At 63.2% G+C, this 12,846-nt stretch carries 7 protein-coding genes; 1 reads left to right on the forward strand and 6 read right to left on the reverse strand.

Features of this window, described 5'->3' with window-relative positions:
* Window positions 1–36: 36 nt before the first annotated feature.
* The 6 genes from ACVISU_RS17300 to ACVISU_RS17325 all read right to left on the reverse strand — a co-directional run bounded on the left by ACVISU_RS17300 (window position 37) and on the right by ACVISU_RS17325 (window position 10,467).
* Window positions 37–357, reverse strand: coding sequence for a DUF736 domain-containing protein (locus ACVISU_RS17300; RefSeq protein WP_456707718.1), 321 nt, complete (start codon window positions 355–357; stop codon window positions 37–39).
* A gap of 693 nt (window positions 358–1,050) precedes the next feature.
* Entirely contained in the window at window positions 1,051–1,383 is a 333-nt protein-coding gene (locus ACVISU_RS17305) for a hypothetical protein (RefSeq protein WP_456707719.1), read from the reverse strand.
* 140 nt (window positions 1,384–1,523) lie between these two features.
* Window positions 1,524–2,447: a DUF2493 domain-containing protein gene (locus ACVISU_RS17310; protein ID WP_456707720.1), complete on the reverse strand. Its 924-nt coding sequence runs from the start codon at window positions 2,445–2,447 to the stop codon at window positions 1,524–1,526.
* A 340-nt stretch (window positions 2,448–2,787) separates the two neighbouring features.
* Window positions 2,788–3,849 carry a DUF7146 domain-containing protein gene (locus tag ACVISU_RS17315; protein WP_456707721.1) on the reverse strand — a complete coding sequence of 354 codons (1,062 nt, stop codon included), beginning with the start codon at window positions 3,847–3,849 and terminating at the stop codon, window positions 2,788–2,790.
* Entirely contained in the window at window positions 3,849–8,165 is a 4,317-nt protein-coding gene (locus ACVISU_RS17320) for a strawberry notch-like NTP hydrolase domain-containing protein (protein WP_456707722.1), read from the reverse strand. The genes ACVISU_RS17315 and ACVISU_RS17320 overlap by 1 nt, the downstream gene beginning before the upstream one ends.
* A 184-nt stretch (window positions 8,166–8,349) precedes the next feature.
* A complete protein-coding gene (locus ACVISU_RS17325; protein WP_456707723.1) occupies window positions 8,350–10,467 on the reverse strand; it encodes a ParB/RepB/Spo0J family partition protein in 2,118 nt (705 codons plus the stop codon).
* A 704-nt stretch (window positions 10,468–11,171) separates the two neighbouring features.
* On the opposite strand from ACVISU_RS17325, the gene ltrA reads away from it, so the two are divergent.
* Entirely contained in the window at window positions 11,172–12,698 is a 1,527-nt protein-coding gene (gene ltrA, locus ACVISU_RS17330; RefSeq protein ID WP_456707724.1) for a group II intron reverse transcriptase/maturase, read from the forward strand.
* The last annotated feature ends 148 nt before the right edge of the window (window positions 12,699–12,846 follow it).

Below are 12,846 nucleotides of genomic sequence, written 5' to 3' on the forward strand. Positions count from 1 at the left end.
CGCCCGATTTGGTCGGACGGGGCTTGATGGACGCTCTTACTCGCCGGTCTTGCGCGGCCGCGACCAGAGCAGGGTGTAGCCCTCGCCTCCTTCGTCCTCGAACAGGTTCGCGTAGATCGGTGCGTTGAACGAGGGATCGTCGAGCTTGAGCGAGAGGTAGTTGCGCCCCTCTTCGGAACGCTTCGACCAGGCTGCGCCGATCTCCGCGCGCCCCACATAGATGCGGTGGCTGGGGGCGTTGTCGTTGGACCGGTTCGTCTCGGCGACGATGCGGACGCCCTTGGCTTGCAGGCTCAGGGTGACGATCTCGCCCTGGAAATCGTTGCCGACCTTCTTGAAGGAACCGATGTTAGCCATGTCAATTCTCCTGTTGTGTTTCGAGCCCGCGACCACCGCGGCCTCGATGGCGATCTAGGGCCGAGGACGATCGGCGACGCACCCGCACGGGCCGGAGCGCAGCGGAGGACGTCGTTGTGGCGACTTTCTTGCCTCGCGAGGAATGGGCGAAGCCCAGGGGAAGAAAGTCGCATCAACGGCGTTGCGGCTCAGACGATCGAGGCGAAGCCGGTCTTCGGCCAGATCAAGCCATCAACGAGGCCACGTGCGTCCGCGTGCTGGACCACAATCTTTGGAGAAGCGTGGCTATCTCGGTTTTGATGAACAAGAGGTCGGAACCATTCAGCGCGGAAAGAGAAACAATCTCCTGCAAAAGGCGGCATCGTCTCCCAAGAACGGATCGAGGCAACACCGCTCCGCCGCTGCTACGTGGGCCAGACCGAATGCCGGCAGCTTGATTGAGGAGTTCCGAGGAGGACTGCCTCTCCCGCGCTCAGGTTTCGACCACCTCCCGTCGCCGTGCCGATTTACGCGCACCAGTTCGACGATGAAGGCGGAAAAGGTCATCCCGTCGGGCCATGCGGCCGTATGAACCGGTTAGGATGGGTTATCTACCACCCCAGCCGGCTCGAACGGGCCGGTCTTCGCCAAAACCATCAAACGCGTCCATGACGTAGCGCCAATGCAAACTGCGCCGAGGCAAGCGAAGACCTCTCACCAAGCCAGCGGAGGCACCCCGATCTGGGACAAAGCGAACACCAGATGATAGCCGGCGACGACGGCGGGAACAGCGAATGCTGTTGCGATCGCGATGCGCAAAGCCGAGGACCGAGTAGCAGCAAAGGCGACCTGACCAAGGACAAGCATCAACGCGCCGCCGGCCGTTCCGAGAAGCAGCGCGCCGATGAGGCCGGCACCGCTCTGAAACGCTGTCATCCCGAGACTCAGCGCAACGAAAAACGGCAGGGCATACACAGCGAGCGCAAAGACCGCCCAGCAGAACAAACCAATTCCGAGTGTGTTGAGAACAAGCCCAAGGGCGAGCATGGTGGTGGCTCCATGTGCATAGATGTACCAGTCGCACCTTCCACCACCACCACGGCGCTACTCTGGATATGAGATTGAAACGAGGCGGAGTTGCGGCGTGAGCAATTTCGCTTCAAAGACTTCAGTTGAGCGGACGGCGCTTACGCGCCGCCGAACATCCAGACCGGGATGCCGAGGCGCTTCGCCTTGTCGGCCAGGTTGTCCTGGATTCCAGTGCCCGGGAAGTGCATGACGCCGATCGGCAGGAGTTCGAGCATGGCGTCGTTGCGCTTGAAAGGTGCTGCCTTGGCATGTTTCGTCCAGTCGGGCTTGAAGGCGATCTGAGGCACCTTGCGTATCGTCGCCCATTTGGATGCGATCAGTTCGGCACCCTTCGGGGAGCCACCATGGAGCAGGACCATGTCGGGATGCTTGGCATGAACCTTGTCGAGGCGATCCCAGATCAGGTGATGGTCGTTGAAGTCGAGGCCGCCGGTGAGCGCGATCTTCGGCCCAGCGGGCAGCATGATTTCGGTCTCGGCGCGGCGCTTGGCCGCGATGAAGTCGCGGGAGTCGATCATCGCCGCGGTCAGCGCACGATGGTTCACCAGCGATCCCGATCGGGGACGCCATAATGAGCCGGTGTGTGTCTCAAAGCGCTCGATGGCCTGGTCACGAAAGAGCTCCAGGCAGTTGCGGCGCTCGATCAGCGAGATGCCTTCCGCTGTCACGCGCTCAAGTTCGACCGATCGAATTTCGGAGCCATCCTGCTCGCGCTGGCTCTTCTGCTGCGCCTGTTCGTTATCGTCGAGCTGACGACCGACGCGGTCGACGGCTCGATGAAACAGGTTGACGGTCGACCAGAGCAAGTCGTCAAGGTCCGGCTCGAGCCGCGTGTCGCTCAGCGTGGCGACCAGGGCATCGAAAATGTCAGCGACGGCACCGGTAATGATCCTGCCCTCGGGAAGCGGCCGTGGATCGGGCTGGTCGTCGAAGGGGCGGTAACCGTAGAGCTGCAATTCGGTCAGAACGTGTTCGGTCGGAGATGCGGCGTGCTGCGGTTCGATGTCGTCGTGATCGGTCATGGAAGAGGTCCTTCCGGATCGGCCGCGACCATCGCGGCCTTCGTGGCGATCACTCAGACGGCGGGCGGAGCGGGCCAGAACCCGGAGCGAAGCGGAGGGCCGGAGCGGCAGCGGAGGATGGCGAAGGCCGGCTATTTTGCTTCGCGATGCAAAGCGCGCCGGCTAGATAAATAATAATGTGTCTTCTCATCGCCGGCGCGCGGCGGAAAATAGCCGGTCGCAGCCATTGCCGGCCCGAACCGCTTGCCGTCCGATCGCCCTCTAGAAGGCCGTGGTCGCGTGCTCTTCCGGCAGTGGCCTTGCAATGACCGACCTGCCGACGCCGATCGAGACGTCGCGGCTATTCCGCGGCTACTGCCGGAGAATGCAGGAAGCGGACGACGTCCTCAGGGACGAGCTGAAGCCGCAACGCTGTCCGGAGGGCCTCGAGGCCGAAGACGTGCAGATCTTCGTTGAAGTCGCCCACCCGTGGTGACAACGCGATCGCTTCAATGCCGGCGGCTTCTGCGCGCTGGGTGAGAATAGCCTGTACGGCATCTCCGGCGGCATCTGCGTCACGGGCGATATAGAGCCGACGCAGGCCAGATGGCAGCATCATCGCTGCGAGATGATTGGCCGAAAGTGCAGCGGCCAAGGGCAGGGCCGGCAATGCGCAACGCAGTGACAGCATGGTCTCGATTCCCTCGCCGGCAGCGAGCACATCATCGACCACGCCGAAGCGAACGGCGTTGCCGAGCAGGTCACCCATGGCGCGTCGTGGTGTGTCGATCGGAGCCTTGCCGAGCCGCAGGCGATCAAAACCGTCTGGATCGAGCCAAGTGCGGTGTACGCCGGTGATCCGTCCATCTAGGTCGGTGACACAGGCTATCATCGCCGGCCAGGTTTCGGTCAACGAATGCTCGTCCGGTCGATAGTAGCAACGAGGATGGAAGCGCAAGCTACCACCATGGTTGATGCAAGTAATTCCGCGACGCTGCAAGTACGCCTCGGCTAATGTCCCTTCAATCGGGCTGGATATGGCAAAGAGCCGGCGAGCGGCTTCCTGCGACCCGGCCGGCGCGACTGAATGAATGGGTTTCGGAGCGAATTGCAGTTCTGAACGGGGCAGCTTTAGAAACCGCCTCGCCTCCTCGGCGACCTCGCGAAAGTCTCGCAAGGCCAGACTTTCGCGAATGATGTCGAGGAGATCACCATGTTCTCCGGTCGCGGCGTCGGTCCATTTCCCAGCGGGTCCCTTCGGCGATTCGCGCAGCCGCACGAACAACGAGCGGCCCGGCGTGTTATGGACGTCGCCGACCAGCCAGTACCGCCCCGCCCGCCTGCCATTGGAGAGATAGTGTCGGCACACCGCCTCGGCGTCGCGCGCGAGTCGGCGTGCCAGTTCGGAAGCATCGCGGGACATCAGCCGGCCTCCCGCTCGCCGATGCGCGGATACGTGTCGAGAACCCTGGATAGGACTTCCACGCCGCTCATGTCCGTGGGTACGAACATGCGCAGCTTCCAGGAGATGATCTCCCCAAAGAGACCGTAAGCCCGCAGGCGATCGCGCATCGTGTCGTTGAAGCCCGACAGCTCGATGCGGTAGGCGCCCATCACCCGAACGCGGCGAAGCTGGAGTTCTTCCGCGAGTTCGAGGACGGTCCGTCCCTCCATCAGCGCGGCAAAGGCAGCGTTTGGTGTCAGCGAAGGCGCGTCCGGCGCAAGGACGCTTGCGACCCACGCGGCCGAAACCTTGCGGCCGATGATGCGTTCGCCTGCGTCGGTCTGAAGCCGATAGACGCGGGTCGATTCGTTCGGCAGCCGCTTCCAGATCGGTAGCAGCAAGCCCGCCACGACGTGGATCGTGGTTTCCGTGAACTCGGGGACCTCGGCCAGCTCCGCCAGCCAGGCCGCGGCAAAACGTTCACGGTCCGCCTCGGCCCAATGGCTTTCCACCATCATGCTTAGGGGGACCCTGAGCTGCTCCATCGGCCGGATCAGGCGGACCCGCCGCTCGATCTCGCCGTCGTCGAGCATGATGCTCGCCGCAGGGACCTGCACGGCAGCTCGTCCCGAGCGCTCATTTATCAGCAGGACTGCATGGCGATCGGAGAGAAGAGCAAGGGCGTCATCCAGACGCACCGGATGATTGCGCTGGCGCTGAGTGATCGTGAGCAGCCGGGTCTCGGCGCCGGTGCCCGGATGAACATAGATCGTCCGCCGGTCGGCGACGACAAAGCTTTCGGCGCGGAGCGTTTCCAAGCCCACGTCGTAGGTGCCGGATGCAACCGCGCCTTCGATCCGAGCGGTCAAGAGCTGCTCGAAGGCGGTGAACAGCACATTCTGGAGGTCGATGGTGAGCGCCAATAGCCTGTTGAGGAAGGTCGTGATCGCCGGCAGGTCATCCCTGAGCCCATTGGCATCCATGAGCTTCAGGCCGGTCGCATCTTCGAAGCTCCCAAGCGAGCAGCCGTCGACCTTGCCTCGCGCGAGCAGCGTGTAGAGCTGACGCAACGCGTCGCGGCCGTACTGGCTTTCAAGGTTGTCCTCGGGCCGGAACAGGCCCTGCCCTCCGGTCTGGCGTTGGCCGCGCGTGATGGCCCCCAGCGTGTCGAGCCGGCGGGCAATGGTGCTGAGAAAGCGCTTTTCGGCCTTCACGTCGGTCGCAATCGGACGAAATAGCGGCGGCTGCGCCTGGTTGGTCCGGTTGGTCCGGCCGAGCCCCTGAATCGCGGCATCCGCCTTCCAGCCGGGCTCGAGCAGGTAGTGGACCCGCAAACGGCGATTCCGGGCCGACAGTTCGGCATGGTAGCTCCTCCCCGTGCCCCCGGCGTCGGAGAACACGAGGATGCGCTTGACGTCGTCCATGAAAGCCGAGGTCTCGGCGAGGTTGGCCGATCCGGCTCGATTTTCGACCACCAGCCGGTCGCCCTTGCGAACGATGCGGCGCGAGCGGCCCGTCACCTCGGCGACCAGTTCGGTGCCGAAGCGCTGGATGACCTGATCCAGTGCCCCAGGTACCGGCGGCAGGGAGGCGAGCTTTTCGATGAGGCGGTCGCGTCGTGCGACGGCTTCCCGGCTCTCGACCGGCTGGCCGTCGCGATAGACAGGCCGGGAGCAGAGGTTACCTTCAGAGTCGGTGAAGGGCTCGTAGAGCTGGACCGGAAAGGAGTGGGCGAGATAGTCGAGGACATATTCGCGCGGTGTGATGTCGACCTGGACGTCGCCCCACTCTTCAGTTGGGATCTCGGCGAGCCGGCGCTCCATCAGCGCTTCGCCCGTCGACACGATCTGGATAACAGCGGCGTGGCCAGCCTCGAGATCGCGCTCGATCGACCGGATCAGCGACGGCGTCTTCATCGAGGTCAGAAGATGCCCGAAGAAGCGCTGCTTGGCGCTCTCGAAGGCCGAACGGGCGGAAGATTTGGCCTGCCCGTTCAGCGTTCCGGTTTCGCCCGTGATGTTGGCGGCTCGCATCGCCGCATCGAGGTTGTTATGGATGACGCTGAACGCACCGGCATAGGCGTCGTAAATGCGAACCTGCTCCGGCGTAAGCTGGTGCTCCACCAAGTCGTACTCGACGCCCTCGTAAGACAGCGAGCGGGCCGCGTAGAGTCCGAGCGCCTTGAGGTCGCGCGCCAGCACCTCCATGGCCGCGACGCCGCCCTCCTCGATCGCCTCGACGAACTCGGCGCGGGTTGCGAACGGAAAGTCGGCGCCGCCCCAAAGGCCGAGGCGTTGGGCATAGGCGAGGTTGTGGACCGTGGTCGCGCCTGTCGCCGACACATAAACCACGCGGGCATTCGGCAAAGCGTGCTGGAGTCTCAAGCCAGCGCGTCCCTGCTGAGAGGCGGCCTGGTCACCGCGCTCGCCCTTGACCCCGACCGCATTCTGCATGGCGTGGCTCTCGTCGAAGACGATCAGTCCATCGAAGTCCGAGCCCAACCATTCGACGATCTGCCTGACGCGCGAAAGCTTTTCGCCGTGCTCGTCGGTCCGTAGCGTGGCGTAGGTGGTAAAAAGGATGCCTTCTGAGAGCCGGATCGGGGTGCCCTGGCGAAACCGAGACAAGGGCGTAACAAGCAGCCGCTCCATGCCGAGCGCAGACCAGTCGCGCTGCGCATCTTCAATCAGCTTGTCGGACTTGCTGATCCAGACCGCACGGCGGCGGCCCTTGAGCCAATTATCGAGCAGGATGCCGCCGACCTGCCGCCCCTTGCCCGCGCCGGTGCCATCGCCCAAGAACCAGCCGCGGCGGAAGCGGACGGAATTCTCTGCGCCATCGCGCGCGGCGGCCACAACATCAAAGGTCGCGTCGACCGTCCAGGAGCCCGCGAGAAACTCGGAATGCGCCTCTCCGGCATAAATGACGCTCTCAAGCTGGGCGTCCGATAGAATGCTATCCGCCACGAGGTTGGCCGGCAGGTGCGGGCGATAAGATGGCTTCGGTGGCGCAACGGACGCCATCGCCCCGGACTGCACGAGCTTGGTCGGGTGGGCGCACGATCCGGGAATACGGATCGACTGCAATCCGTACTCCTCGTAAAGCGCATCGGTCAGACGGGCGCCTTCCGGCGGCGACCAGTCGACCGTTTCGTACGTAAGTTCGACGCCTACTGGCGCGGCGTCTCTCGAAGAAGAAGATGAGCGTGGTGCAACCGCGCCGAGCGATCGCGACATAGCCGGCCGCTCGACGGCGACGATCTCCGGTGGCATGACGACGGGCAGCCTTGGAGGCACATGGTGGTTCACCCAGCCAAGCAAGGTCGCGACGTCAGCCGCCATGCCCGGCGAGGCCGGAAACGCCGTGGGATCGGCAGCGGGCAGCTTGTCGATCACAAGCAGCCGTGTGTCGATTTGGGTTCCGTGCTTGGCGTAAACAGCACCGTCGACGGCGGCAGAAAACACCACCCGTCCGCGTTCCTGGAGGCGAACGAAGGCATCTCGCCATGCCGGATTGTCCGGCGCGAAGCTTGCGCCGGCGATAGCGACGAGGCGTCCACCGTCGCAAAGACGCGCGAGCGCCGAAGCGACGTGGCGGAGGGCCGCATCCGTCATCCGCCGATCGACATTCGCCAGCGCGGAGAACGGCGGGTTCATCAAAACAACGCTGGGTGCGACACCCGCATCGAGGTGGTCATCGATCTGAGCTGCGTCAAACCGCGTGACTTTAACGTTGGCGAAGAACTGCTCGAGCAACCCCGCTCGGGTCTCGGCCAACTCGTTCAACACCAAGGCGCCGCCGGCGAGCTCGGCAAAGATGGCGAGCAAACCGGTGCCCGCCGATGGCTCGAGAACACGATCGGCCTTTGTAATGCCGGCTGCGGTGCATGCGGCCAGCCCCAACGGAATGGGCGTCGAGAATTGCTGAAGTACCTGGCTGTCCTCGGAACGCCGCGTATGGGTCGGCAAACAGCTTGCGACCTTCGCGAGCATCGGCAGCATTGCTGCCGTCGAGCCAGCCTTGGCACGCATCGCCGGGCCGAACTTGCGAAGGAACAGAACAGTTGCCGCCTCGCAGACGTCATAGGCTGTCTTCCAGTTCCAGACGCCCGCTGCATCCGAGGCGCCGAAGGCAGCCTCCATGGCGCTGCGCAGAACAGCGGCATCGATGCGCCGGCCGCGTTCGAGCTCGGTCAGAAGCTGTCGCGCGGCCCTGACGGCGGCTGAGGTGAAATTTGCAGCGGCACGCATGGAGAGCGGCGCGGCGGCAGCGCCGCCGGTGAGAGATTCGGTCATGGCAGGATTTCTTTCGGAGAGCAGGAATGGGTCGAACCGCCTGGCGCCCTCCTCTGACCCCGACAGCTCAAACCATTCCCGGCCCGACTCTCCCTCTCAGCGCTCGCCATAAGAATGGGGACCGGCACTGTGCACCGGTCCCCAAGCAACCGCGGGACGGCCGGAGCCGTCCCCCTCTGTGATGTCACTCAGCCGCGTCGAGCTGTTGCGGATCTTCGTCGCCGGCGGTCTCCTGATCCTCTTCGTCGGTGAGGAATTCGGGCAGCGAGCCCGCTTCGCCCTCCAGCTCCACCGGCGCCACATCGGGATCGACGAGACGCAAGGGCTCCGGCAACCAACCCGAGCCATCCAAAAGGCGCTCGGCCTCCTTGGCCATGTCGGCCTTCTTCAGGTGGTCGATCAGTTGCGCCGACGACTCGCCCTTGGCCTCCCGCACCGCATCGAGAATACGCGGCCTGGTAACCCGGCCGAGATAGTTGTCGACGGTCGGTCGCCAGCCGGCCTGCACCATGTCGAGCCCGACCGCGCGCGCCAGCACATCAGCCTGGTCGAGACGGCTGCGGACACCGTTAGCGGAGACGCGCCCCTGATTGTAGCGATTCGCCGGCTCATAGACGGCGTTGACGGCAAATGATGCACAATGGGCGAACAGCGATGCCTGTGCACCACCATCAAGAGCCGTGAGCGCATCCCAGAGATCGTTTTCGCTCTTCGGCAACCGTGCCTTCCAGGTCTCATGCCGCGCCTCGACCGCCTTCGCAGACACGCTTTCTCTCAACCCAGGAGCTTGAGCGGGAAAGTTCGGCGTGCGAAGGCCGATCTCAAGACAGCTCCCAGACGATGCGAACCGGTAAAAGGCTGTCAGCACGAAGTTGTGCAGGACCGCCTGGAACGCGATCGCAGGATTTTCTGCCAGGGCATCGCGCAAGGCCAGTGTCCGATGCGCCGTCAGCTCGGTGATCAGCCGATCCGGCAGAGGCTTGGCCGCGTCCTCATCAGACTCTTCGGGATCAGGATCGCTACCCGCGACCGCGATGACCGTGCGCTGGACGGACGGACCCACTTCTGGACCTTCGGTCGACAACGCGTCGGCGCCCTGCTCGGCATCAGGATCGGATGTCGGCATCTCGTCCTCCGGCCGGACGTAACCCCGGTCCACGGCGAGACGTCCTTCGGAGTCGACGCTGATGAAGACACCAGCTCGGGCGATCTCGGTCGGTTCGTAAAGCATCGGCCGGTCTTCGAACGCCGCCAGTGCCGACTCGATTTCGCCGAGACGCTGATCGACTTCGTCGGGCAATTCGTCCGCGTCCTGGTATTCGGTTTCAAGCTTGGCCTGCTCGGCGTTCAGCGCGTCGATGGTGGCCTGCTCCTCAGGCGAGAGATCGACAGGTTTGCCTTCGATTTCTCGTAGGCCTTGGGTGTGACCGTAGGGGAACTCTACGGCGACTGAGATCCACTTCCAGCCTTCGGCAGCAATCGCCTCAGCTTCGGCTTTGAGCTTTTCGGTTACGAGGCGGTCGAGCAATACGACGTCCTGAAGCCAGCCGCCGTCGTCGTGCTCGAACAAATCCAGCAGAACGCCGCCACCCGCGTGCTGATAGGTATCGAGGCCCACAAACTGCGCCCGGCGATCGGACCCGCGCACGGTGTTCTCAGTGAGTAGCCGGCGGATCTGGTAAGGCTCGTCATAGCCGGAGCGGCTGACGTTCTCCCAGACTTGCTCCTGGCGCGCGTGATCGGCTGTGACCGAGAACGCCATGAGCTGCTCGAGTGTCATGCCGTCTTCGGCATAGACGTCGTGCAGCTTTGGCGAGACCGACGCCAGGCGGAGGCGCTGCTTGACGACCGCCGGCGCCACGAAATGCCGTGCGGCGATCTCCTCTTCGCTCATACCGCCATGGCGGAGGGTCTGGAACGCGCGGAATTGATCGAGTGGATGCAGGCCGATACGCTCGTCGTTTTCCGCAAGCGAGTCGTCCTCAGCGATACCGCCATCCCTGATCACACAGGGGACCGCTTGGGTCTTCGCCATGCGCTTCTGCTTCACCAACAGTTCAAGGGCGCGGTACCGCCGCCCGCCCGCTGGAACCTCGAACATGCCGGTCTCCATGCCGTCGGCATCGACGACGGCACGGACGCTGAGGCTTTGTAGCAAGGTACGCTGCGCAATGCTCTCGGCCAGTTGCTCGATAGAGACGCCGGCCTTGACCCGGCGAACATTGGACTGGCTCAAGACCAGCTTGTTGAAGGGAATGTCCCGGGATGGACTGAGTTTGATCTTCTGAACGGCGCTAGCCATGTCGGATTCTCCGCGACGGGCGGCCGAAAGGCTCTCTCTCGACCTCCAACCCGTCAGTGCGCCAAGCGCAGCCCTCTAACTCTCTGACCAGAAAGGAGAAACACACGGAAGTTAGACGCTCAACTACCGAACAGCTCCGGAGGGTGAGACTGAACCTCCCCGCCACACGGTGCAGCGTGGGGCGCGAAGCGAGTGGGTGAAGGCCGACCGGGGGCTTCCGGGAGGCCGTACATCAGCAGAACCCGCTAATGCCGGACGTGAGGGGACTTCCGATCCCAACAGCGGTCCGGCTAGCGAGTCCGCCACGGAGAGGGAAACCGAACCGATGGCCGAAGCCCCGTCAGGAGGCGTCTCACCAACTCGGAAGTGGGTGAGCGAGTCGAAAGATTTGTGGAGCGCTGATGTGCAATTGATGGGTGCGCATCAGGGACGTCGGGGTAACCCGACGTCAGCAGCCGGGAAAGCCTGCAAGGCCCGGAGGCCGGAATCCACACGGGGTAGAGTCGGCTCCTAAAGCGGACAAGGAGCAACGGTGGAACTTGGGAGACCGCCTGCGTTTCCGCTCCCCTCGGGGACGGATGGCCGAAGCGACCGGCGAACACGCGTGGCGGAGTCGGAGCCCGCATAGTAGTCCGAGGACGGGAAAGCCGTCCACACGGCGAAGGCGGGCAGTGAGTACAACTTGCAAGCAGGAGACGGACAACTTGTCCAACACGGTGAATACCGAGTTCATTCTCGACATGCAGCGCAAGCTGTATCGGTGGAGTGCTGCGGACCCCGACAAGAGGTTTGCAGATCTGTTCAACATCGTATGCGATCGCCGAACGCTGCTTCGTGCTTGGGAACGGCTGGCCCGTAACAGGGGCAGCAACACTCCGGGCACGGACAACGTGACGCGAAAAAAGGTCGAAGAGCGGCCCGATGGTGTCGCAGGCTTTCTGGAGGATATCCGGCGAGAACTGCGACAAGGAATCTACTGCCCTCAACCTGTCCGGCAAAGGCTGATTCCGAAGCCGGGCAAGCCGGGAAAATTCCGCCCATTAGGCATACCCACGCTCAAAGACCGACTGGTCCAAATGACGCTCAAGCTGGTGTTGGAGCCAATCTTCGAGGCGGATTTTTATCCGACCTCATACGGCTTCCGCCCCGGCCGAAGCACCCATGACGCACTGTCCAGAGTGCGACACAGGTTAAACCCGACATCGGCCGGTCCTTCGCGGACCCGGTATGTGATCGAGGGCGACATCAAGGGCTGCTTCGATGCTATCGATCATCACGTGCTGATGGATCGGGTTCGACGCCGCATCCAGGACCGCAAGGTCCTGCGGCTCGTCCTCGCCTTCCTGAAAGCCGACATCATGATCGAAGGCAGTCTTCGGCATCCGGTAACCGGTACCCCGCAAGGGGGTATCATCTCGCCGCTCTTGGCCAACGTTTATCTCACGGCCATCGACGAGAGATATAAGCGCTGGATTCCCACTCCACGCGACAAGACTCGCGAGCGGGCGCAACAGCGCCTGCAGTCCGACTACAAACGTGGTCGGCCGGGCTTTTACGTGGTGCGTTACGCGGACGACTTCGTCGTCCTCGTGCAGGGAACACTTCAGGATGCTGAACAAGAGCGCCTGGCGCTGGCGCAGTTCCTCAAAGAGGAGCTGCGTATGGAATTGTCGATGGAGAAAACCAAGATCACTGATGTCCGGGAAGGCTTTGACTTCCTCGGATATCGGGTCTCGCAGGAAAAGATGCGTCTCACCGGACGCCGCGTCGGCATGCTCTTCATCCCGAAGAGCAAGTCGCAGCTACTGCGTGACAAGGTCAAGGCCAAGGTGCGGGAAACGCCTACCGGCTTCACCCTCGCCGACCTCATTGACGATCTCAATCCAGTCATCATCGGTTGGCGCAACTACTACCGATATGCCTCACGGGCATGGAAGGAGTTCGCCACGAACGACTGGTGGCTGTACTGGCGCCTGAAATCCTGGCTCGGCAAGAAGCACGGCACAGCGTCGAGAAGGAAGCTGCGCCGAGTCTACACCGAGTCGGGAGGGAAAAGCAGCGGATGGCGAATGGGCGAAAAGAAGCTCGCTCAGTTTGCTGATGCCAAACGGCGGCTGTACCCGGATCGGGGCCTTCGCATACCGAACGGATGGAATGCCAGTCCGGACGAGTGGTTTCTTAAAGGAGACAACAAGTTCTGGGAGGCGACCAACGCCCTTGCATCATTGTGAGGGCCACCCGTGGCTAACGCCACGCATGGAGAGCCGGATGCGGGGAAACTCGCACGTCCGGTTCGGAGCGGGGGATGAAGAAACCTGCCCTGGCAACGGGGCAAGGCGCTTCATCCCTACTCTACCGAACTGCACCGCCTGTCCTCTC

It is taken from the genome of Bradyrhizobium sp. USDA 4452, from assembly GCF_054063575.1.

Coding starts and splice junctions, on each gene's coding strand:
- ACVISU_RS17300 (WP_456707718.1), bottom strand. CDS start 357: ATGGCTAACATCGGTTCCTTCAAGAAGGTCGGCAACGATTTCCAGGGC.
- ACVISU_RS17305 (WP_456707719.1), bottom strand. CDS start 1,383: ATGCTCGCCCTTGGGCTTGTTCTCAACACACTCGGAATTGGTTTGTTC.
- ACVISU_RS17310 (WP_456707720.1), bottom strand. CDS start 2,447: ATGACCGATCACGACGACATCGAACCGCAGCACGCCGCATCTCCGACC.
- ACVISU_RS17315 (WP_456707721.1), bottom strand. CDS start 3,849: ATGTCCCGCGATGCTTCCGAACTGGCACGCCGACTCGCGCGCGACGCC.
- ACVISU_RS17320 (WP_456707722.1), bottom strand. CDS start 8,165: ATGACCGAATCTCTCACCGGCGGCGCTGCCGCCGCGCCGCTCTCCATG.
- ACVISU_RS17325 (WP_456707723.1), bottom strand. CDS start 10,467: ATGGCTAGCGCCGTTCAGAAGATCAAACTCAGTCCATCCCGGGACATT.